This window comes from Flavobacterium algicola, assembly GCF_022399565.1.
Classification (GTDB): domain Bacteria; phylum Bacteroidota; class Bacteroidia; order Flavobacteriales; family Flavobacteriaceae; genus Flavobacterium; species Flavobacterium algicola.
On record NZ_JAJTUT010000001.1, the window covers coordinates 1,195,185 to 1,220,724 of the forward strand.

Genomic DNA, 25,540 nt, shown 5'->3' on the forward strand with positions numbered 1-25,540 from the left:
TTAAGATGAAAAATATAACAAAATTTTTAGCCGTCTCTATAGCAGGTCTGTTACTTACAGCTTGTAATCGCGACGAAATAGCAGCAGTAAATGTAAACGAGAGTTTTCCAACTATTGTTGAGCCTATATACCTTTTACCTAATATACAAGCATCGATGGCTTTGGGAATTCAGTATGACGCCCGTTATTTGGGGAAATACATTCAAAATTTTTCTCAAAACACTGTCAACTATTCTTGGGATGGATACGGATATACCGCCAATAGTGATGCAGGAGGAGAAATCTGGAAAATGGCTTATTATTCCATTGGATTAAACTTAACCAATGCTATTGACGGTGCCAATGAAGTAAAACGTTACGACATCGCTGGTTTGTCAAAAGCAATAAAAGCTTGGACCTGGCAAATTTCAACCGATTATCATTCTGATTTAATCAAATTTGATCAAGTTTTTACATCAAGATTAATTTTTGATTATGGAACTCAGCAAGAAGCTTATGCAGAAGTAGTAAGATTGGCTAAAGAAGCCATTGTTGACTTAGAAAGAACAGATGGGAATTCTAATGAAGTTTATACTGCTAAAGGAGATTTAATCTATAATGGTAAAAAAGAGAAGTGGATAAAATTTGCTTACGGTGTTTTGGCTCGAAATGCCAATAACCTAAGTAACAAATCAACTTATAATCCTGATGTAGTTATTGCCTATGTAGACAAAGCTTTGGCTAGTATTGAAGATGATTGTTATGTTAAATTTACTGGAATAGCCAATGCTGATACGAACTTTTTTGGACCAAGTCGAAATAACCTACCTAGTTATCGTCAAACAGATTTTATTGTTCACGCTATGGACGGAACAGTTTTTACTGCCGTAGACCCACGTATGGCAAGCATTCTTTCTCCATCTGAGGATGGAGTTTTTAGAGGAAATCCTTTAAATACTGCCGCAGGAACTGCTACAGCTACTCGTATTCCCAACCTTTGGGGAACTCTAGCATCGGGAACCTCGACAACTGCAGGAAGATACCTTTTTAGAGATAAAGCCGACTTTCCTATAATGACTTATTCAGAAATGCAATTTATTAAAGCAGAGGCTGCATTTAAAAAAGGAGACAGAGCAACTGCATTGGCAGCTTACAAAAAAGGAATTGAAGCTAGTATCGATATGGTAAATAGAAATACAGTAGAAACTGCCATAGCTCCTACAGCTACATTAATTACTGCAGCGCAAAGATCTGCTTTTGTAAACGACATCAATGTTGTTCCTACAGCAGCAAATCTTTCTTTGAAACATATTATCATGCAAAAATACATTGCTTTATTTGGTCATGGATATGTGGAGACGTGGACTGATATGAGAAAATACCATTATGACACCACCATCTATGAAACGATGGTCTTCCCGGCATTATTTGCAGACAATAATGGTAAATTAGCTTATAGAGTACGTCCTAGGTATAATTCGGAATACGTATGGAATTTTTCAGCCTTACAAGCAATTGGAGCTGATTTACCAGATTATCATACTAAGGAAATGTGGTTTTCTCAGCCGTAATTATTTTAATATTAAATGACATTCAAATGAAAAACATAAAAATAACGCTAACAAAATACATAGGACTGAGTTTTTTTGCTTTGGGTTTTCTCTCTTCTTGTGGAGATGAAACTAACTTTTCTCCAAATAAAGAAGAAGTTGACGCTACAGCTGCATTCGTAAAATTTAATAATGCAACTATTGGTCCCAATGGAACTAATTTCATGGTAAATTGGTATTTAAATGACATTAAAACGACTTCTGGCGCTATAAGTACTACTTTGCCATTGGGTGTTGGACCTGGAGGAAGCTATCCAGCTGCTATTAATTATGCACAAGTACCGAGTGGGAGTGCGACAATGAAAGTTGAAATTCCAGCAACTGCAACGGTACCCGCTAGCACTGTAACCACTTCTACATTCGTGACAGAAGCCCAAATGAATTATTCAACATTTGTAGTAGGCGCATCTCCAACTTATTCTACTTATACCTTGAAAGATGATTTAAGTGTTAGTTTGACTGATCCTACCAAAGCCTACGTTCGTTTTGTTAATTTAATATCAAATTCGCCAGCTGAGGGATACGATATTTCCATATTAGAACTTAATTCAAATGCTGTAATTTTTTCAGGAGTAAAATATTTGTTAGGAAGTGAAATATTTATTCCAATAACAGCGGTAGCAGATGATTCATCAGTTGCTTATGAACTTCAGATGAGAACGGTAGGAACGACAACAATTGTTGCAAAATTGGCCTTTACTCCTAGAAAAGGAAGAGTTTATACTTTATTCAACAAAGGTTATGTAGGAGGCTTATCAAACGGAGCACCTAGTACTACCGTCAACATTCCTGCAATCACGTATTTTACCAATAAATAAATACTTATTTAAAACCACTCGAGAAAGCAGCAATCTCGAGTGGTTTTTCTATTTGTGAATTGTTTTTTAAATGATCCATACATTTATAAAATATATAATCGTCTTACTTCAAAAAAAAAATAGCAATTTTGCATTGATTAATTAAATTTTGCTTCCATGAATAAGAGCTATTTGAAAAAGATAAAATCAACAATTTTATTTTTCCTGTTATTACAAGTAGTAATGACTAAAGCTCAGTGCTTAAGCAACACTGAATTTGATAAGACGCACCCTAAACAAGAAATGAGAGGTGTTTTTTTAGCTTCTGTTTACAGTCTTAATTGGCCTACAAATCGTTTGGCAACACCTGCAGTACAGCAAGCAGAATTAATAGAAATATTAGATAATTTAAAAGGAAACGGCTACAATACCATATTCTTGCAAGTGCGATCTGAGTGTGATGCATTATACAACTCAGCTATAGAACCCTGGGGCTATTATTTAACCGGAACACAAGGACAAGCTCCCAACCCAGTATGGGATCCTCTGGAATTTGCAATTATTCAAGCACACCAACGAGGACTAGACCTTCATGCTTGGTTAAATCCTTATAGAGCCAAAACGACATCAACGTACACCCCATCATCCAATCACATTACTATTACGCAACCCACTTGGTGGTTCAAATCATCAGCAGATTCTCAAAGAATTTTGAATCCAGGTTTGCCAGAAGTTAAGAATTACATTGTTAGTATCGTTGAAGATATTGCAACAAGATATGATGTAGATGGTATACATTACGATGACTATTTTTATCCAAATGCAGGAATGACTACTAACCAAGATGCACAAACTTATATAGATCATAATCCAAAAAACATTAGTAACATAGGAGATTGGAGAAGAGAAAATGTTAATGAAATGATTGCATCAACATACGATGCAATACAGACAATAAATGCTAGTCTAAACAAAAATATCGTATTTGGCGTAAGTCCCGCTGGAATTTGGAAAAGTGGAACACCTAGCGGAATATCCGGTAGCTCGGCTTATTCAGCTTTATATTGTGATGCAATTGCTTGGCTCAATTCTGGTAAAATTGATTATTTAGCTCCACAGTTATATTGGTCTATAGGAGGAGCGCAAGATTATATAAAACTGAGTCAATGGTGGAATGATCAAATCAAGGCTACTGGAAAACAGTTATATGTGAGTCAAGGATATTACAAAATGACCGATACAAATAATTGGACAGGTACCGAAATACAAAATCAAATTGATCAAGATAGAGTTCCTACTATGAATGCCTCATTTGGTCAAATTGCATATAATTATAATTCAATAAAAAGCAATTCAAAATCTGTAAATGATCTTATAAATAGCACGCAATATAAATACAAGTCTTTTGCTCCACCAATAGCAGGTAAAGATGATGTTTGTCCAAATATTCCATTGAACGTTCAATTTGTAAATACAACATTGAGTTGGAATACACCTCTGCCTGCAGCCGATGGTGACTTGCCTCAAAAATATGTAATCTATGCTTTTAATAATGCTGCAGAAGCCATCACAAACAAAAATGACGGTAAAAAAATTATAGATATCATTACAGGAAATGAATTGATCATCCCACAAATATTAATTGACACCAAATACTTTGTCGTTGCATCCTTGGATAAAAATAATAATGAGGCAGGCGATTTCAACGCACCACTGTTAAGCCGTTCAGCATTTGTGCTCAATAAAAGTCATTCTTATCTAGTTTATCCAAACCCGTTTAAAAATCAATTCAAAATTGAGTTTAAAGAAGCACTATCAGAAAATGTGATTGTATACCTTTTTAATATGGAAGGAAAAGAGGTTTATAGACAAACCCACACCATCAATAACTCTAAGATAACGGTCATAACTTCAAAAATGCCAAGTGGAATTTATTTTGCTAAAGTAAGTTTCGAAAATGGAAAAAGTGAAAGTTTTAAAGTTGTAAAACGAGATTAATCGTTTATTTCCAACTATATTGTAAATACTAAACAAATATCTTGAATATTATGACATTACTATTTAACAAAAACATCTTCTTATTGATGGTTCTATTTGCATTTAATTGCAAATCAAATCTTTCCGAAAATAGTAAACAAGATAATTTAGTAAGTAGTGTCGAATCTTTTAAGACTGGTGCTGATAATTATGAAAATTACCTTCCACTTTTAAAAAATAAAAAAGTTGGAATTGTTACTAATCAAACGGGGATATTAAGCAGCAAAATACATCTTGTAGATTTTCTTCTTGAAAAACAAGTTGATATTCAGACCATCTATGCCCCAGAGCATGGTTTTCGTGGCACGGCAGACGCTGGTGAACACATCATTGATGACAAGGATACTAAGACGGGATTGAAAATAATTTCTTTGTACGGTGAAAACAGGAAACCTAAACCGCAACAGTTAGAGAATATTGATATTATGATCTTTGATTTACAAGATGTAGGTGCACGTTTTTACACCTACATCTCTACATTGCATTACGTCATGGAAGCTTGTGCAGAAAATAACATTCAGCTTATTGTTCTAGACAGACCCAATCCAAACGGAGGTATAGTTGATGGCCCTGTTTTAGAAAAAGCATACAGTAGTTTCGTTGGAATGCATCCAATTCCAGTTTTACACGGAATGACAATTGGTGAATATGCACAAATGATAAAAGGTGAAAAATGGCTCAAAAATAATATAAAGTGCAATCTAACAGTCATTCCATGTGTAGGTTACAACCATCAAAAACCGTATAGTTTACTTGTAAAACCATCTCCTAATTTACCCAATGATCAAGCTATAAATTTGTATGCTAGTCTATGTTTATTCGAAGGTACAAATGTTAGCGTAGGACGCGGTACTGAAACTCAATTCCAAATATACGGTTCTCCTTTTTTGCCAAAAACAGACTTCCATTTTACTCCGAAACCAAATTTTGGCGCAAAAGACCCTTTATACAATGGAAAAACTTGCTATGGCGAAGATTTAACGAATTACAAAAAATTACATCAACTTGAATTAAAATGGATAATTAGTGCGTATAAACTGAGTAGTGATAAAAGCAATTTCTTCAATTCATTTTTCACAAAACTATCAGGTACAAAGCAACTTCAAGAACAAATTACAAAAGGGATTCCAGAAAGTGTAATCAGAGAGGGCTGGAAAAAAGGATTAGAAGAATTTAAGAAAACAAGAACAAAATACTTGTTGTACAAATAATCAGAATTCAAAATTATACATTTTATATAAATACCAAATGACTCCAAACGCAATCCTTCTACTAATCATCATTTATTTTGGCGTACTATTTTTAATCTCTCATACTATCAGTAAGAAAGATGATGGAAATGATGCTTTTTTTAAAGCAAACAAAAATTCTAAGTGGTACTTAGTCGCTTTTGGAATGATTGGAACAGCACTTTCTGGCGTTACTTTCATATCTGTTCCAGGAGAAGTTGGTGCTCCAGGTGGAGAACAGTTTAAATATTTTCAATTTGTATTAGGAAACGCAATCGGATTTATTGTAATTACCAAATTGCTACTTCCCTTGTATTACCGAATGAACCTAACTTCAATCTACGGTTATATTGAGCAAAGGATGGGGCATTACAGTTACCGTACGGCAGCATCTATATTCTTGTTAAGCAGAACAATTAGTTCGGCTTTTCGATTGTATTTGGTGGTGATCGTTTTGCAACGTTTCGTCTTTGACTATTATAATGTTCCATTTGCGGTAACAGTTCTTATTTCATTGTTGCTTATTTTCTCATACACCTATCGTGGGGGACTTAAAACCATTATAATCACCGATACGCTGCAAACGTTCTTTTTGGTGTCTTCAGTTTTTTTAACTATTTACTTCATCTGCGACAGTATGGATTTGAGTCTAGTAGGCGCCTATCATGAGGTAAAAGATAGCAATTATTCGAAAATATTTTTCTTCGATGATTTCATGACAAGTAAATTTCACTTTTTGAAACAAATATTAGGTGGGATGTTTGTGACTATCGCTATGGTGGGTCTCGACCAAGATTTAATGCAGAAAAATTTAAGCTGCAAAAATATAGCCGATGCGCAAAAGAACATGTTCACCTTTACAGGGATTTTTGTAATCATCAATATTTTCTTTCTGAGCGTTGGAGCGCTATTGTATATTTATGCTGAAAAAAACGGAATAGCTATACCGGTAGATTCTATTACAAATAAACCTAGAACAGATTTGCTTTTCCCCGAGATAGCATTGAATCATTTATCATTTTTGCCTGCACTTGTATTTTTGTTAGGTCTAATTGCTGCCACATTTGCCACAACAGATTCTGCTCTAACAGCACTAACTACTTCCTTCTGCGTTGATTTTTTAGGAATGGAAAAAAATGAAAATCAAAATAAAAAGAATTCAGTCAAAGTCAGACATTGGGTGCATTTATGCTTTTCAGGATTGCTATTCCTAATAATATTAGTCTTTAATGCCATCAACGACAGCTCAGTAGTTGGAATGATTTTTAGAGTTGCCTCCTATACTTACGGTCCTCTATTAGGTCTCTATGCTTTTGGATTATTTCAGAAGGGAAGAAAGGTTAGCGATAAATTAGTTCCTTATATATGTTTACTGTCACCAGCTATTACTTTTGCAATTAGTAAAAATTCCAAAATGCTATTTTTTGGATATGTATTCGATAATGAACTCATCATATTAAACGCACTTATTACCTATATTGGATTGTATTTTACAAGTAAAACCGCAGAAAAAGTCCATTTTTAATACCACAATAATACTTTAAAACAATTCATTGAACAATGAAATATAATTTTATCAGAATATTAGGCTGTACAGCAGCTAGTTTTATCATGAGCTTTTGTGCAAATTCAGACAGCAAAGAAGAAGCTATTACAAATAAAAAAATTACTGCCTCGGTAGCTAAAAAAGAAATTGTGCTCCCATCGCTAGTTCCAGAAAAATTACTTCTGAATGATGAATTCAAATTAGAAAAAAAGTGGGTAGATAGTATTTACTACAGAATGTCTGTCGAAGAAAAAATTGGGCAACTTTATATGGTAGCAGCGAATTCTAATAAAGATGATTTAAATACTCAAAAGGTCGACAGCCTGGTACAAAAATACAATGTTGGTGGTGTTATTTTCTTTCAAGGCGGACCAATCAGTCAAGCAAAATTAACTAATCATTTTCAATCTATAGCCAAAGTACCTCTATTTATTGCAATTGATGCAGAATGGGGATTGTCTATGCGTTTAGACTCTACCTACCGATATCCTTGGAACATGACCTTGGGCGCCATCCAAAATTTAAAACTGATAGAAAAAGTAGGTGAGCATATGGGTAAGGAAAGTAAAAGAATGGGAATTCATTTCAATTTTGCACCAGTACTCGACATTAATACCAATCCTCTCAACCCAATCATCGGTAATCGTTCTTTTGGAGAGTCGAAAGAAAATGTTGCTGAGAAGGCGATCGCTCTTATGAAAGGAGCTCAAGGACAAGGTGTTTACAGTACTGGAAAACATTTTCCAGGACACGGTGATACTTCGACCGATTCACATAAAACTTTACCGACCATTGCATTTTCAAAAAACAGGATAGAGCTAGTGGAGTTATATCCTTTCAAAAAAATGTTTAACGCTGGATTAGCCTCTGTTATGGTAGGACATTTAAACATTCCAAGTTTAGAAAGCAGGCCAGATTACCCTTCTTCACTATCTTACAATGTAGTAACAAATTTATTGCAAAAAAAATTAGAATTTAAAGGACTCATCTTTACTGATGCACTAGTAATGAAAGGGGCAAGCAATGCAATGGAAACGGGAGATATTGATTTAGCCGCCTTTATGGCTGGTAATGATATTTTATTATGTCCAGAAAATGTTCCTTTGGGAATAGAAAAAATCAAAGCAGCTTTTGCAAAAGGAACCATTTCAGAAGCTCGTTTGGCACATTCTGTCAAAAAAATATTAAGCTATAAATACAGAGCTGGATTGAACCAGCCAAAACAGGTTGAGATCTCCAATTTATATGAAGATTTGAATAAACCTGATAATGATGCTTTACAGTATCAATTGTATGAAAATGCCATCACCGTTTTAGACAATAAAAACGAGATACTGCCTCTAAAAAATCTAGATCAAAAAATTGCTTACGTAAAATTGGGTGATGATGATAACAGTACTTACCTGAGTACTTTAAAAAAATACACTGAGATTACAGAAGTCTCAGCAGCAAACGTCACCGATTTGAATGCAAAATTAAAGGAATTTAATACCGTAATTGTCGGATTTCATAAATCTGATTTGCCATGGAAAAATCACGATTTTACAGCAACAGAATTGGTTTGGTTGCAAGAAATCGCAAAAAACAATACGACAATATTAAATGTCTTTACGAAGCCGTATTCTCTTTTAGCAGTTACTGACTTTTCTAATATTGAAGGATTGGTAGTCTCTTATCAAAACTCGGCTATTTCTCAGGTTGTTTCCGCGGAAGTAATTTTTGGGGCAATCAAAGCCAAAGGAAAACTACCTGTTTCTATCAATTTGGACTATAAAATTCATGCCGGACTAAATACCAAAAAACTGGATCGATTAGGTTTTACAGCTCCACAAAATGAAGGAATGAACCCAATGATTTTAAAGCAGATTGATGCTTATGCAAAAAAAGCGATTGATGGCGAAATGACTCCAGGAGCACAAGTTGTTGTAGCTCGAAATGGTAAAGTTATTTATCAAAAATCATACGGCTATCATACCTATGAACGAAATACCAGAGTGACCAATACCGATCTATATGATTTAGCATCTATTACAAAAATGCTGGCTACCCTACCCAATGTAATGCAACTCTACGATCAAAAAAAAGTCAATTTGAACTCGAAGTTGTCTGAGATGCTCCCCTACTTTAGCAATACTAACAAAAAGGATATTGTTTTTAAAAATTTACTATCGCACTATGCTGGACTTAAATCATGGATTCCTTTTTACATACCTACTCTAAGCAATACAAAAAGTCCATCAGACAAGTATTATTCAAAAAAATATGATGCTCAGCACATCAGGCAGGTTGCAGACGGAGTTTTCATCAGAAATGATTACCACGATACTATCATGAAGATCATTGCCGATAGTCCTTTATATGAAAAAAAAGAATACAAATACAGTGACTTGACCTTCATTTTATTAAAGGAATATGTTGAAAGAGCCAATCAAAAGAAATTAGAAAATTTGGTTCAAGATAAATTTTACAAGTCATTGGGTATGAATTATACCTTATTCAATCCGTTGCAGCGATTTGATAAGAATACAGTTGTCCCTACAGAGATAGACACCTATTACCGCCAGCAAACACTTCAAGGCTATGTTCATGATATGGGTGCAGCTATGGAAGGTGGCGTGGCCGGCCATGCCGGATTGTTTTCAAATGCTATGGATGTGGCAAAAATGATGCAATTGTATTTACAAAAAGGAAGTTACGGTGACAAGCGCTATTTTTCGGCCAAGACATTTAATGATTTTAATCACTGTTATTTTTGCGGAGAAGAAGTGCATCGTGGCCTTGGTTTCGACAAAAGAACCGAAAAAGATGGCCCTACTTGCGGTTGTGTTTCGTCATCTAGCTTCGGGCATACTGGTTTTACAGGCAACATCGCGTGGGCTGATCCAAAAACACAGATTGTTTATGTTTTTCTTTCGAACAGAACCTATCCAAAAATCGTTACAAATTCATTAGCAAGAGAAAATATAAGAGAAGATATCCAGCAAGTAATTCAGAATGCGATCATAAAATAATTCACTCTAATCTTCTCTATTCTAAAGCATAAAAAAAGGCAATAATACAAATTATTGCCTTTTTTTATGTAGTAATGATATCTTTACAAATTGAAAGAAAATCCAATATTAAACACGAATTGATTGTTTAAATTTTGGAAATCTTCAGTTGTCGTCGGATCATATTTAGCGATAGGAAAACCTATTTCAGTTACAAGTCCAATACCTTCTGAGAAAAAATAACGGCCACCGATATGACCTCCAAAATTTTTAAGACTCAAATCTAGTCCTGGATATATATCTACATTCGGACCTAAATTTAATACCGTATTTAGATTTGCATTAAGACGCGCTTTCAAATCGATTCGGTCTTCAAAATCTGGTTTAACACCATCAATTTTTGCAACCCCAAGTAAATAAGATGTTACAAATCCAAAAGATATATTTTCTGCTACACCAAAATCGGCACCAACACGTATTCCTGAGCCACCGTCTTGTAAATTTGCTCCAATGTCTAACTTTGTATCTCCTTTACCTTTAAATGCTTGTGCGTTTACAAATAAAGCAGTTGACATTAAAAATAAGGTTAAAATCTTTTTCATATTCTTTTTTATTAATTTATATCCTGCAAATCTACATTATAAATTTAATTTCTTCCTTTCTCATCAAAATATAATTTATAAAGAGGCTCTGACTGCCAGTATTCTTTGGTATCTACATCCATAATTGTCAACGGGCCTTTAAAGGCGGCTCCTGTGTCTACATTCCAAATACAAGCTCTCTGAATCGGCACCGTTTCATTGATGCGCGTTACAGGTGTGTGACCAATATAAATTTCGTCATAAATCGTCAATCTCTTAGGGTATAGTAAATCATTTGGTTTAATAGAAGTATCTAATGCTAATGCTGTTTCCCATAAAGTTCTATCCCAGTAAAACAATTTTGGAAAATATTCATACTTCACACCATTCATATTGGTAAACCCAGCATGAACGAACAATCTGTTTTTTTCATCAAGGTGATAATCATCTAAGGAAAGTAAAAAATCGATATGCAACTGCTTGGTAACTCTATCAACATCTTCATAAGCTGTTAAGGTAGCCTCGCCACCATGCTCAAACCATAACGCATTATCTTTACCGTCTTTTAACCACAACAGTAACAATTCATCATGATTACCTCTAATGAATACACAGTTGTTGGTAGTTTTCAACTGTATCAAAAAGCTGATCACCTGCGGTGACTGACTCCAACCGTCAACGTAATCCCCCAAAAATATCAAGGTATCATCAGGTTGTACATCTGCTCTTTCTATAATTTGATGGAGTGCACGCAGACCGCCGTGTATATCTCCTATTACTAATGTTCTCATTTATCTTTAATAACGCTTAATTTGAAAGTGTTTTTACCTTCATTTTTATAAAAATAAGAAAAACTGTGATGATGTGCGTTTTTTTTACGCTTTTTTTAAGTTTATAAAAATTAAAGCAGCCGAAAATCAAAATATAGTAATAAGAATTAGATTAAAAAAAATGTTAAAATATACCCACTTTTAGTGATTGACTTTATGCTTATTAACGTTTATCTTTGTTTTATAAAACAGTAATAAATAACCCCATAAAATACTGATTATGAAAAAAGTACTTCTCTACCTAAGCTTGTTGACTACCATCTATCTAATACTTACTTTCCTAAGTGTAATTTTTCATCCTATTCATAAATGGAACCAATATATTGGTGAGTTTCGATTAGGACTAGTTCTTACACTTTTTGTCTTTGGATACTTAGCATATTTATTCACAAAGCCCGTTAGAAGATAAATCTGAAATTAAATTTTCCTACAAATTTAATATGTTTTATTTCTTTTGCGTTTTCTATTTAGAAGTATGTTTGTTCTTTAAATGTAATCTACGCCTATTTCGATTAGATTCAGTAAATTAATCTCTGTAATACGGAGATTTTATCACTGTATTTATGCCGTATTGAAAATTGTGTGTTTTATAAGATAAAGAAATTTAAGTAAAGATTTATGATAAACTTTGACAACTATTAAAAGATTTTTTGAATTTCAAGATCTATTTCGATTCCATTCATACTGAGTAATTCTGCACTGTTCTATCTGTGTTATCTTATTATACAGCTTATTAAATCATAAGATCTTTCAATCGTGGAATTACTTTACCACTCTCTATAGACTTTCAAAGCGACTTTATTTATTTAAATGTGCTTTCTACGCCAAAATGTTAAATTTTAATTAAATTAGCCTTAATTAAAATACCATCAAATGCATAAATTTTGGACGTCTTTAGTGCTGCTTTTTTTTCCAGTATTTATCTATTCTCAAACTGATATCAAATCGCTTCTTACGGAGTTGGACCGCACCATTGCTAACAACGAACAATATAAAACCAAAAAAGAAGCTGAAATTACCAAACTCAATGACCTTCTAAAATACACCTCCAGCACGACTCAGAAATATGAGATTTATGATAAACTGTATGGGAAGTACAGATGGTACCAATCAGATTCTGCCTTAAGTTATGCTCGAAAGAGCCTAAAAATTGCACACCAATTAGACGATATTAAAAAAACAAATAATGCCAAGCTCAACTTAACGTCTATAATGGAAACGTTGGGAATGTATAAAGAAGCTACCGAAATTTTAAATAAAATTGACATCCAAGCTACGCCTGAGAGTAAAGGAAATTATTTTGGAGTGAGTAGTTCCCTGTATCTATCAATGTCTAATTATGCTGCTTCGGCTGAAGAAAAAAACAATTATATTTCGCTTCGAAAAAAATATAGTGATTCCATTTTAGCATTCTATCCTGTAGCATCAAAATCATATTTATTTACTACATCCAACCAGCTAATAGAAAGCGGTAAATACCAAGAAAATCTAGATCTATTATTAAACTACTACCCTAACCTCAAAGATTCAGACACAGATCAAGCCGTTGTTGCTTATTTAATCTCCCAAACCTACCACCATAAAAAAGAGTTTGAACTTGAAAAAGAATGGTTAATCAAATCGGCTATATCCGATTTGAGTTTGGAAAAAAAAGAATATATCTCGCTGCGTGCATTGGCATTCCTACTCTATCAAGAGGGAGACATTGACCGTTCCTATACCTACATCAAACGCTCACTCGAAGACGCGCTGTTTTGCAACGCTCGCTTGCGTACCTATGAGATTTCCAAAATGATGCCCATCATTAACAAAGCGTACGAGAAGCAGAATGAAACCAACCACAACCAGCTTGTTTACTTTTTGGTGAGTGCTACAGTACTTTCGATCATATTGCTCGTGATTTTGTTTTTACTTTTCAAACAAATGAAAAAGCTAGCTAAAGCTAAAAGAGAAATTAGCATGGCCAACAAGCAATCTTTAGCCCTAAACGAAGAGTTAAAAGTATTTAACGAAAAATTGAATGAAACCAACACAACGCTAAAAGAGGCTAACTTAGTAAAGGAAATCTATATAGGTCGCTACATGGATCAATGTTCTGTGTACATCAGTAAACTAGACGGTTATCGCCGAAAATTGAATGTTATTGTTACTAGTGGAAAGAAAGACGAACTGGTGCGAGCCATTAAATCAAAAGAATTTATAGACGAAGAATTGAAAGATTTCTATAATAATTTTGATAAAACATTCTTATTACTGTTTCCAAATTTCATCGAAGATTTCAGCCAACTGCTTACCGACAAAGACGACATTAAATTAAAATCGGGTGAGCTAATGAATACCGAACTTCGCATTTTTGCTTTGATTCGGTTGGGGATTTCAGATAGTGTCAAAATCTCTGAATTTCTTCGTTATTCTTTATCTACAATTTACAATTACCGCACCAAATTGCGAAACAAAGCCGCAGGTCCAAGAGACGAATTTGAAGCCAATGTAATGCGCATTGGAACTAATAAATAAGATATAAAACGGCACCTTATCACCTGTTTTTTTACTGCATTTTGGCATAAAAGAGGTGATTTTCTACTACTGAGGCACTACTTTTTTTAGGTTAACAAAAATAAAAAATCCTTTATTCACAAGGGTTTAGAATAACCGCACCACTACATTTACTACCATTTGGACTTATTGGATTTGGCTAAGGTGAAATCATCTTAATTTTGGACTATTGAAGATTTATAAAGCAATTTACAAATACATTAACTAAACCATAATGAAGCACTTTCTAGTAACCACATTAGTTTGTCTTGCCTTCTTTCCTCTGGCAATAGGGCAGCAATTAAAATCACCCAATTCAAAACTTCAAATGGAGTTTTCTTTGCAAAAAGATGGGACACCTACTTATATTTTAAACTATAAAAATAAGGCGGTAATCAAACCCAGCACATTAGGATTGGAGCTTAAAAACGACAAAAAATCATTGCTTAATGACTTTAGCGTTATAGACACCAAAACAGCAACTTTCAACGAAAACTGGACACCCGTTTGGGGAGAAGTGAACACCATTCAGAACAATTATAATGAATTGGCTGTTACATTAAACCAAAAGGATACCGATCGAAAATTGATTATCCGTTTCCGCTTATTCAATGACGGACTTGGATTTCGCTACGAATTTCCTTCGCAAAAAAACCTTACTTATTTTGTGATCAAAGAGGAGCACACGCAGTTTGCCATGGCAGGAGACCACAAAACATTCTGGATCCCTGGCGATTATGAAACACAAGAATACGACTACACCACTTCAAAACTGTCTGAGATACGCGGCTTGATCAAAACGGCAACTACAGAGAATGTTTCACAAAAATCGTTTTCACCAACAGGTGTGCAAACCTCATTGATGATGAAATCTTCAGATGGGTTGTATATCAACTTACATGAAGCAGCACTGATCGATTACTCGTGCATGCATTTGAATTTGGATGACAAAAACATGATTTTTGAATCGTGGTTAACACCCGATGCAAATGGAGACAAAGGATATATGCAAGCTCCGGGAACTTCTCCTTGGCGTACAATCATGGTTAGTGATGACGCACGTGAAATTCTAGCGTCAAAAATGACATTAAACTTAAATGATCCTTGTAAAATTGAAGATACTTCTTGGATCAAACCTGTAAAATACATTGGGGTTTGGTGGGAAATGATTACCGGAAAAAGCAGTTGGTCGTATACCAATGACTTTACATCTGTGGAGCTTGGGAAAACAGATTATTCGAAAGCAAAACCAAACGGAACACATGGTGCAACTACCGAGAACGTTAAGAAATATATTGATTTTGCTGCCAAAAATGGTTTTGATGCCGTACTGGTAGAAGGTTGGAATACTGGATGGGAAGACTGGTTTGGTAACTCCAAAGATTATGTTTTTGACTTCGTGACTCCATACCCAGATTTTGATTTAGAAGGAATTCACGCTTACGCTAAAGAAAAAGGAATTAAGATGATTATGCACCATGAAACCTCTGGATCTGTGCGCAACTACGAGCGCCACATGGACAAAGCATACCAATTTATGAAAGATAATGGATATGATGCTGTAAAAAGTGGTTACGTAGGTAACATATTACCAAGAGGGGAAAATCACTACAGCCAATGGATCATCAATCACTATCAATATGCGATTGAAAAAGCAGCAGAGTATAAAATTATGGTAAACGCTCACGAAGCGGTTCGTCCAACAGGAATAGCTAGAACCTATCCAAATCTAATCGGAAACGAATCGGCACGAGGAACAGAGTACCAATCTTTTGGTGGGAACAATCCTAACCACGTGACTATATTGCCTTTTACTCGTTTAATTGGTGGCCCAATGGATTATACTCCGGGTATTTTTGAAATGGACATTAGCAAGTTGAACCCTGAAAACACCTCTCGTATTAACAGTACGCTTGCCAACCAATTGGCTTTGTATGTGACCATGTACAGCCCGTTACAAATGGCTGCAGACTTACCTGAGAATTACGACCGATTTGCAGATGCTTTTCAATTCATCAAAGATGTGGCCGTAGACTGGGACGACAGTAAATATTTGGAGGCAGAACCTGGAGATTACTTGACCGTTGCTCGAAAAGCAAAAGGAACCAGCAATTGGTTTGTAGGGAATGTAAATGGAAACACGGCACGTACCTCTACTATTAACTTTGATTTCTTGGAAAAAGGTAAAAAATACATCGCAACACTTTATGCAGATGCTAAGGATGCCAATTACAAATCCAATCCGCAAGCCTACACGATCAAGAAGATGAAGGTAACAAGTAAATCAAAATTAAATCAAATTTCTGTACCTGCAGGTGGATATGCCATTAGCATTATTGAACAAAAATAAACATAGAAAAACAAAATTATCTAGGAAGAAATGTTTAAATTGATTGGGCAGTCTTAGAATTGTTTCTTAGGACAAGGCTGCCATTCTTTATTCGAAAAATAAGGGTATAAATAAAGGTTTTACAATCTACAAAACCACTACTTTTTTTCAACAAACAAAAAAAGTACACTATTGCAAATCAATAGTTTACCAACACAAAAGAACACAATTAACTACTTTTTAATTGTTACACCTGTACTCGACCGATAAGCGAAATATCTTTACTTTAAGAAATCGATATAGTTGAAAACCACATTTAAAAAATTAAACTGATTTCTCTAAAAACTAAACTTTAACCAACCAAAAAACCAAAAATTATGGTACAAATGAAAAAAAGTTTGCATTGCATACTTCTTTTATGCAGCATACTATTTATTATGCCTAGTACAATTGCCCAAATTGCAACAAAGACAGTCACGGGAGTTGTCATGGATCAGAAAGGAGAAACCTTGATTGGCGCAAGTGTTGCCATCAAAGGCACAAGTATCGGTACAATCACAGATGTTGACGGAAAATTTACCTTACCAGTCAACGGAAAAGCAGCAATTATTGTCGTCTCATTTGTTGGTTTTGACACCAAAGAAGTAACAGCTGCACAAAGCTCGAAAATTGTTTTAATCGAAAACTCAAACGAATTAAAAGAGGTTGTCGTTCAAGTAGGATATGGAACGGTAAAGAAAAAAGATGCAACAGGATCTGTATCCCAAATTGGAGCCAAAGATTTCAATAAAGGACAAAACGTAACGCCTGAAAGTTTGATAAGCGGTCGTATATCAGGGGTAAACGTAACAGGCGGAGGAGCACCAGGTGCCAAAGCAGATATTCGTATCCGTGGAGGTTCATCATTGAATGCATCCAACGATCCTTTAATCATTTTGGACGGCTTACCATTGAGTAATACAGTACCCTCTGGATCAACTAGTATTTTATCTACTATTGACCCTAACGACATTGAATCTTTTACCGTTTTGAAAGACGCATCGGCTGCAGCTATTTATGGTTCTCGTGCTGCCAATGGGGTAATTGTTATTACAACCAAAAAAGGAACAAAAGGTCGTATAAAAGTAAACTTCAGCTCACAGGTCGGTGTAAATACAGTTGCTAATACTGTAGATGTATTGAGTGCAGACCAATATAGAGCTTTGGTAAACGAAAAAGGATCTGCTGCTCAAAAAGCACTATTGGGCACCGCAAACACCAACTGGCAAGATCAAATTTTCAGCACTGCTTTGACGGTAAACAATAACATATCAGTAAGTGGCGCTTTGTTTGACAAGGTACCCGTACGTTTGTCTGTCGGGAACGTTGACAATCCTGGAATTTTGAAAAACACCAGCTTTGAAAGAACAACAACTTCGATTGCAATTAATCCTGTTTTGTTTGACAATCACTTAAAAATTGACATAAGCGGAAACTTATCTTTTGGTAAAAACCGTTTTCAAGACGAAAATGACGTTATTGGAAGTGCTATTGGATTTGATCCAACACAATCAGTATACCAAGCAGGTTCTCGTTACGGCGGATACTTTGAATGGTTGGAGCCTAACGGTAATTTACCTTTACTTCCTGCAAGAAACCCTGTCGCTAGATTGAATCAAGACGAAAGAAGATCAACCTCAACCAGAAAATGGGGGAATGTTCGCTTGGACTACAAACTTCATTTCTTTGAAGATTTAAGAGTAGTAGCCGAAGCCGGAATTGATAGATTTGACAGTAAAGGATACACACAAGTAAGCAATCAAAGTGCAACCGGATTCCAACCAACAGCATTTAGTGCAGGAAATTGGACAAATGTTGGAAATTATTCCAACTATACTGATGCACTTCAAAATAAAAACTTAAATACGTATTTCAACTATACAAAAAAGATCGCAGGATTGAATCTTGATGCAACAGCAGGATACAATTACCAATTGTTTCAAAAAGTAAAATATGAGTCTGGAGAAACAAGACAACCTAACCCAAATGAAGATGTTACAACAGATCCAGACATCAACTTACAATCGTTTTTTGGTCGTTTAAATTTAGGCTACGAGAGCCGTTATTTATTGACTTTAAATTATAGAAGAGACGGAACTTCTCGCTTTTCGAAAGAAAACAGATGGGGTAATTTTGCTGGAGCTGCCTTTGCATGGAATATTGCTGAAGAAGCTTTCTTGAAAGACAACGAAACTGTTTCTGGCTTGAAATTGAGAGTGGGTTATGGAACAACGGGACAACAAGATATTTCTGCTTCATATGATTATTTGAGAAGAGTAACTCTTGGATCGATCAACACACAGTATATTTTTGGAAACACTGTATATGCAACCGCTCGTCCTGAAGGATACAACGAAAACATCAAATGGGAAGAATTATCAGAGATGAACGTTGGTTTGGATTATGGTTTTTTCAATGACCGAATTACAGGTTCGATCAACTACTTCGATAAAAAATCTAGCGATTTATTGGCAGACGTACTTGTACCTGATGGAGCCAACCTAAGAAATCAAGGTTTCAACAATATTGGTAGCTTAAGCACAAAAGGACTTGAGTTCAGCATCGAATCGGATATCGTAAAAAATGATAACCTACGCTGGAATGTTACTTTCAACACGACCTATATCAATCAAAAAATCACCGATTTGGGAGCAACTGTTCCTGGATTTACAGGATATGCTGTTGGAGATATTAAAGGTGGACAAGGAAACAAGATTCAAATCAACTCTGTAGGATCGTCGCCAAACTCTTTCTTTGTTTTCGAACAATTATATGATGCCGACAAAAGACCTATTCAAGGGGCGTATGTAGATCGCAACCAAGATGGAAAAATTGATGATGCCGATCGTTATAAATTCCACAAAGCAGCACCAGATTATACTTTTGGACTGTTCTCAACGGTGAACTACAAGAAATTTGACTTCACTATGAACTGGAGAGCAAGTATGGGTAACTATATTTTTGATAATGTGAGTTCTGACAAAGGGTATTTGGCCGCCGGATTAAGAAGAGATACTGATTTATCAAACATTAGCTCAGACTACCTTAACACCGGATTTAATGCTGAAGACAATGGAACGCAGCGTTATTTATCAAATTATTTTGTCAAAGATGCCGCTTTTATCAAATTGGACAATGTAACTGTTGGTTACACTTTTGACAAATCATTGTTGAAGGTTGCTACTTTGAGATTTACACTGGGCGTTCAAAATGTATTGACTTTAACCAAATACAATGGTTTAGATCCTGAGCGCTTTAGCGGAATTGATGGAAATGTGTACCCAAGAGCAAGAACATTCTTGTTTGGAGTAAATGCAAATTTCTAATACATCAGGTTGAAATCATTAATTAAAAAAACACACAAGATGAAAACATCATTTAAACATATATCCTATTTCTTCCTAATGATTTTGGGACTAAATTTGACTCTGAGCTCTTGTACGAGCGACCTAAACGTAACACCAAAGGATGACGATGAATTTCTATCAGAAACCTTTTTTCAAGATCCAGCCTCTTACAAACAAGTATTGGCCAAATTATACTCTGGACTATATGTAGGAGGAAATGACGGCGATAACAATGCCGATATTGCTGGTATCGGTGGAGATTTTAGTAGTTACTTGCGATTGCTTTTTGTAATGCAAGAATTCACCACAGACGAAGCGATTATTGCTTGGGCCGATGGTACCTTGCCAACTTTAAATACACAAACTTGGGCACCAGCCAATGAGTTTTTGTACGGAACGTACTCTAGAGCCTTTTACGAAATTAGTTTGGCCAATGAGTTTTTGAGACAAACGTCAGATGATAAATTGACGTCTCGTGGTGTTGACGCCGCTTTAAAAGCAGAAATCGCAACCTTTAGAGCAGAATCCCGTTTTTTAAGAGCGTTCTCTTATGTGAATTTGATGGACCTGTTTGGTAATGTGCCTATTACCACAGAAAAAGACCCAGTAGGATTCTTCTATCCAGAACAAAAGACGAGAGCTGAAGTTTTTACTTTTATCGAAAGTGAATTGAAAGACCTAGACAATAGTTTGGTCGCTTCAAAAACAAATGAATACGGACGTATTGATAAAACAGCAGCTAAGTTTTTATTAGCCAAAATATATCTTAATGCAAAAGTATACACAGGAATAGAGCGTTTTAATGATGCTGCAAAACTAAGTTCAGATATTATTACAACCTCTGGATACACCTTTGCAAACCTTCCTTACAAACATTTATTCTCCGCAGACAACAACCGTAATGGAGCACAAAGTGAAGTGATTTTTCCGGTGGTAAGTGACGGAAATGCGATTCGTGCCACTGGTAGCGGAATGAGTTTTATTCTTCATGCTTCTATTGGAGGGTCTATGGACGCTGCCGCTCAAGGTATGAACGGAGGATGGCAAGGAATCAGAACTCGCAAAGAGTTTGTGGCTTTGTTCCCAGATGCTACCGCTACTGCAGACAATAGAGGAACATTCTATACAGATGGTCAAACCTTAAGCATTGCCAATGTTGGAACTTTTACAAATGGATACGCCATTACAAAATACACCAATGTTAACGCAGATGGAACTGCTGCTCAACGCAATGATATTCCTGATACTGATTTTCCAATGTTTCGTTTGTCAGATGTGTACTTGATGTATGCGGAGTGTGCGGTACGTGGTGCTGCAGGTACAGACTTGACTACTGCGGTAGGGTATATCAACAAGTTGAGAACTAGAGCAAATGCTAGTACGGTATCAACTGGAAACTTAACGCTTAATTTTATTTTGGACGAAAGAGGACGTGAATTGTTTTGGGAATGTCACCGTAGAACAGATTTGATTCGTTTTGGAAAATTCACAGGAGGAGACAAAATTTGGGAATGGAAAGGCGGAACTCAAAATGGGGCTGCAACAGCAACTTTTAGAGATTTAATGCCTATACCAGCCAAAACAATCCAAGCCAATCCTACCTTAAAACAAAATCCTGGATACTAACTAACCACCTTTAAAGAACCATAAAATGAAAAAAATTAACCAATTTTTATTCGCTTTCATAAGCATACTAGCGGTATCATGTACGGCTGACGATGTGGAAAATAAACCCATTTTATCAAAAATTTCAACACCCGAAATCACTGCTCCGGCAACAGCCAAGCAATACCTACTGACAGAAGTGAACGCCGATACTGATGTAGACAAATTTGTATGGACTGCTGCTCAATATTCAGAATCAGTTGTGGTTCAATATTCCTTAGTAATGGATGTTTCTGGGGGCGATTTTAGCATACCACAAACCTTGGCAACAACAAGTAACGTGACGCAAGCCGCAGTAACAGTAAAAACATTGAACCAAGCAGCAATAGAATTGGGAGCGCTACCAGGCACACCAAAACAATTTGATGTAAAAGTAATGGCTTCGGTATCTGGAGGCGTTCCTACGGCTTCAGCAAAAGTGATTACGATTAGCGTGAACACTTACTCAGGATTGATTGCTTATCCATTCACAGATTGGTATTTGGTAGGAGACGCTACCGTTTCGGGTTGGGACAACAATAACAACAACCAACCTTTGTTTAGAGGTGGGACTAATCCAAAAGAATACCGATTTACAGGCTATTTCAAAGCAGGTTATTTCAAAACAATTTCAACTTTGGGACAATGGGCACCAATGTATGGTAAAGGTGACAATGGCACAATTGTTTCTAGAGCAAAAGATGCTGACCCAGATCCAGCTAGTTTTGAAATCACAACGGCAGGATACTACACATTTACTATGAATACCGAAACCTTAAAATATACTTTGGTTGCTTATGACGCTTCTGCTGCTAGCAGTTACGCTCGCATCGGATTCTTAGGGTCCTCCAGAACTGGAACTGATGCAGGATGGTCTGGAGACGACACTGCAATGACAAAATCTACTTTTGATGGTCACTTATGGACCTTAAAAGTAACATTGTTTGATGGTAAAGGAAAATTTAGAGCCAACAACGCTTGGGACAAAAGTTGGGGTGGTGATACAGCTTTTGCTGCTTTCCCAACACAAGGAACTAGCAGTGGCGATATTCCAGTAGCACGTTCTAAGTACAAAGTTTTATTTAATGACTTAGATGGCATTTACATGATGTTCCCTAACCAAGAATAATCGTTTATTAAAAACATAAAAGGGCTATCTACTATTGGATAGCCTTTTTTTTAAACCAAAAAACCATGATAAAACGTCTACTTATATCTCTTTTGCTTTTATGCAACACCTTACTTTGGGCTCAATTTACCACTACGCCCTCTCCTGCAATTGCGAGTGGAACGGTGACTTTAAATTTTAATAAATCAGGAACCCCACTAGCGAGCGACACAGGAACCCTTTATGCTCATATTGGCCTTACGGTGAATGGTGCACGATGGCAAAACGTAAAAGGAAGCTGGGGCAACAACACCACACAACCGGCTTTGACCCTTGTTTCTGGCACGACCTACAAACTGGACTTGACACCTGATTTGTATACCTCTTTTGGAGTGGCAACATCAAGTACTATTACTGAAATTTGCGTTGTGATTCGAAATAGTGTTGGCAACCAACAAATTGCGGATTCGTTCTTTACTGTTGGTGCCTTTCAACTGAGCCTAAATACACCCTCGGAAAACAGTACAACTATTATCAACTCAGGAAGCAATTTTACCATTCAGGCAACCAATACCGGTGGTGCCTCAAGCTATACCTTAAAATCCAACGGCAGTACCATTCATTCTAATACTGCAACTTCAAACTACAGCTACACCCACAACAACTTGACCTCCAATCAAAGTTATGAATTGGTGGTATCGAATGGAAGCACGACGATTACCAAAAAATTTACAGCGGTTGTAAATCCAGGCGCTAGTGCTGAAACCATGCCTACAGGTTCTGAAGACGGAATAAATTACTTGACCGATCCTACCAAAGCAATTTTGGTCTTGGATGCCCCTTTGAAAGATTTTGTCTATCTCGCAGGAAGTTTCAACAACTACCAACCTACTACTGCTTATGCCATGAAAAAAGATCCTGCCACAGGTAAATTCTGGATCACACTTACGGGACTGACTTCGGGCACGGCATATACCTATCAATATTGGGTGGGCGAAACAACGCCAATCGCAAATTCACCAGCTTTGGTCAAAACGGCCGATCCATATTCCACTTTGGTACTTTCACCATTTGATGATCCTTCAATTCCTGCTGCTTCGTACCCGAACCTACCAGCGTATCCGCAAGGACAAGAGCGCGAAGTAACCGTTTTGCAAACAGGACAACCAGTTTATGCTTGGAGTTCAGCAAGCAACAATTTTGTCAAACCTCAAAAAGAAAACTTGATCGTCTATGAAGTTTTAGTGCGTGATTTTGATTCGAATCGAAATTTTCAAGACCTAATCAACAAGATGGATTATTTCAAAAATTTAAAAATTAATGCTATCGAACTACTTCCGATAATGGAATTTGAGGGCAATGAAAGTTGGGGATACAACACCTCCTTTCATATGGCATTGGACAAATACTACGGTACCTCCAACAAGTTAAAAGAGTTTATTGACCTTTGCCATCAAAACGGAATAGCAGTTATTCTTGATGTGGCTTTGAACCACGCTTTTGGTCGCAACCCAATGGTGCGCATGTGGATGAACGACCCCGATGGTGATGGTTGGGGAACACCCACCACTGAAAATCCTTTTTTCAACACCGTTGCCAAACACAGTTACAGTGTGGGCGAAGACTTTAATCATCAATCTACCAAAACACAATATTATGTAGAGCGAGTAATTAAACAATGGATCCAAGAATACAAGATTGACGGTTTCCGTTGGGATTTGACCAAAGGCTTTACTCAAAACTGTACCGCGGGTGATGAATCATGCACCAATGCGTATCAGCAAGACCGCGTTGATGTATTAAAAAAATATGCTGATTATACTTGGAGCTTAGACCCTACTCATTATACTATTTTTGAACATTTAGGAACCAATACAGAAGAGCAGCAATGGGCCAATTATAAAATCAATGAAACCCCAAGCAAAGGAATTATGATGTGGGGTAAAATGACCGACAATTACAACGAACTTTCAATGGGCTACCCAAGCACGATAGCGGGTATGACAAGCAGCAGTCGCGGTTTCGCCGCCAACCGATTAATTGGCTATGCTGAAAGCCATGACGAAGAACGATTAATGTACAAAAATCTACAATTCGGAAAAAGCAGTACTGCAGCACACAATGTAAAAAATCTTGACATCGCGCTTTCTAGAATGTCGGCTATTGGAGCGGTCTCTCTTATGGTTCCAGGACCAAAAATGATTTGGCATTTTGGTGAGTTAGGTATGGAAAACTCCATTTTTTCTTGTAATAATGGAACTGTAAATACCTCCTCAGATGCAACTGCTGGCGACTGCAAACTAGATACAAAACCGCAACCACAATGGATAAATAACTGGTTGACAGCAGATGCTAGGGCGACAATTTATAAAGACTGGACAAAAATGATTGCCTTAAAAACTACCGAACCCGTTTTTCTTGGTACTGCAACCATCACCAATAGCGCTACGCTGCTACAAAACATTAAAATTACCAACGCTAACTTGCCAACAAACCAATTAAAGGATGTAGTTATTATGGCAAATTTTGAGGTAACAACACAAAACATGACACCTGTTTTTCCTTACATAGGAACTTGGTATAATTTGATGGATAATACAACAATCAATGTCAGCAATACTAGTGACCCAATCACTATTGCCGCTGGACAGTTCAAGATTTTTGGAAACAAAGCAGCAACGCCTTTGAGTACTCCAAATTTCAATCTAGACAATGATTTAAATCTTTATCCAAATCCGGCGAACGCTTCCTTTAAACTGAATAAAGTTGTTCGTCTTGTAGAAGTTTATGATCTTACTGGCAAACGCGTATTGCTTTTTGAAGGAGCTTTTGACTCACAACATGAATTCTCAATTTCAGCTATTGGATCTGGTTTGTATTTGGTAAAAACTACCAATGAATCAGGGCAAACAAGCATTGCCAAATTGATAAAAAATTAA

At 36.2% G+C, this 25,540-nt stretch carries 15 protein-coding genes; 13 read left to right on the forward strand and 2 right to left on the reverse strand.

What is annotated here, in order from left to right:
• Positions 1–5 precede the first annotated feature (5 nt).
• The 6 genes from LXH21_RS05080 (at position 6) to LXH21_RS05105 (ending at position 10,209) form a co-directional block, all read left to right on the forward strand.
• The gene (locus tag LXH21_RS05080) at positions 6–1,550 is read left to right on the forward strand and encodes a SusD/RagB family nutrient-binding outer membrane lipoprotein (protein ID WP_239863162.1); all 1,545 of its coding nucleotides are present in this window, start codon (positions 6–8) and stop codon (positions 1,548–1,550) included.
• Between the two features lie 26 nt (positions 1,551–1,576).
• Positions 1,577–2,407 carry a DUF4397 domain-containing protein gene (locus tag LXH21_RS05085; protein ID WP_239863163.1) on the forward strand — a complete coding sequence of 277 codons (831 nt, stop codon included), beginning with the start codon at positions 1,577–1,579 and terminating at the stop codon, positions 2,405–2,407.
• Between the two features lie 156 nt (positions 2,408–2,563).
• A complete protein-coding gene (locus tag LXH21_RS05090; protein ID WP_239863166.1) occupies positions 2,564–4,384 on the forward strand; it encodes a family 10 glycosylhydrolase in 1,821 nt (606 codons plus the stop codon).
• A 50-nt stretch (positions 4,385–4,434) separates the two neighbouring features.
• Positions 4,435–5,634, forward strand: a complete 1,200-nt coding sequence (locus tag LXH21_RS05095; protein ID WP_239863167.1) for an exo-beta-N-acetylmuramidase NamZ family protein — start codon at positions 4,435–4,437, stop codon at positions 5,632–5,634.
• 37 nt (positions 5,635–5,671) lie between these two features.
• Positions 5,672–7,177, forward strand: a complete 1,506-nt coding sequence (locus tag LXH21_RS05100) for a sodium:solute symporter (RefSeq protein ID WP_239863168.1) — start codon at positions 5,672–5,674, stop codon at positions 7,175–7,177.
• 35 nt (positions 7,178–7,212) lie between these two features.
• Positions 7,213–10,209 carry a glycoside hydrolase family 3 N-terminal domain-containing protein gene (locus tag LXH21_RS05105; RefSeq protein ID WP_239863170.1) on the forward strand — a complete coding sequence of 999 codons (2,997 nt, stop codon included), beginning with the start codon at positions 7,213–7,215 and terminating at the stop codon, positions 10,207–10,209.
• An 83-nt stretch (positions 10,210–10,292) separates the two neighbouring features.
• Here the strand turns inward: LXH21_RS05105 and LXH21_RS05110 are convergent, their stop codons facing one another.
• On the reverse strand, positions 10,293–10,790 hold the full coding sequence (locus LXH21_RS05110) for a DUF6646 family protein (RefSeq protein WP_239863172.1): 498 nt from the start codon (positions 10,788–10,790) through the stop codon (positions 10,293–10,295).
• Positions 10,791–10,834: 44 nt separating this feature from the next.
• Positions 10,835–11,560, reverse strand: coding sequence for a metallophosphoesterase family protein (locus LXH21_RS05115; RefSeq protein ID WP_239863174.1), 726 nt, complete (start codon positions 11,558–11,560; stop codon positions 10,835–10,837).
• A 259-nt stretch (positions 11,561–11,819) separates the two neighbouring features.
• Here LXH21_RS05115 and LXH21_RS05120 point away from each other — a divergent pair, with 259 nt between their 5' ends.
• The 7 genes from LXH21_RS05120 (at position 11,820) to LXH21_RS05150 (ending at position 25,540) form a co-directional block, all read left to right on the forward strand.
• On the forward strand, positions 11,820–12,008 hold the full coding sequence (locus LXH21_RS05120) for a hypothetical protein (RefSeq protein ID WP_239863175.1): 189 nt from the start codon (positions 11,820–11,822) through the stop codon (positions 12,006–12,008).
• A 464-nt stretch (positions 12,009–12,472) separates the two neighbouring features.
• On the forward strand, positions 12,473–14,116 hold the full coding sequence (locus tag LXH21_RS05125; protein WP_239863177.1) for a DUF6377 domain-containing protein: 1,644 nt from the start codon (positions 12,473–12,475) through the stop codon (positions 14,114–14,116).
• A 253-nt stretch (positions 14,117–14,369) separates the two neighbouring features.
• The gene (locus LXH21_RS05130) at positions 14,370–16,484 is read left to right on the forward strand and encodes a glycoside hydrolase family 97 protein (protein WP_239863179.1); all 2,115 of its coding nucleotides are present in this window, start codon (positions 14,370–14,372) and stop codon (positions 16,482–16,484) included.
• A gap of 365 nt (positions 16,485–16,849) precedes the next feature.
• Entirely contained in the window at positions 16,850–19,828 is a 2,979-nt protein-coding gene (locus LXH21_RS05135) for a SusC/RagA family TonB-linked outer membrane protein (RefSeq protein WP_239863181.1), read from the forward strand.
• A gap of 39 nt (positions 19,829–19,867) precedes the next feature.
• The gene (locus LXH21_RS05140; RefSeq protein WP_239863182.1) at positions 19,868–21,475 is read left to right on the forward strand and encodes a RagB/SusD family nutrient uptake outer membrane protein; all 1,608 of its coding nucleotides are present in this window, start codon (positions 19,868–19,870) and stop codon (positions 21,473–21,475) included.
• 25 nt (positions 21,476–21,500) lie between these two features.
• The gene (locus tag LXH21_RS05145) at positions 21,501–22,622 is read left to right on the forward strand and encodes a SusE domain-containing protein (protein ID WP_239863183.1); all 1,122 of its coding nucleotides are present in this window, start codon (positions 21,501–21,503) and stop codon (positions 22,620–22,622) included.
• Between the two features lie 65 nt (positions 22,623–22,687).
• Entirely contained in the window at positions 22,688–25,540 is a 2,853-nt protein-coding gene (locus LXH21_RS05150) for an alpha-amylase family glycosyl hydrolase (protein WP_239863184.1), read from the forward strand.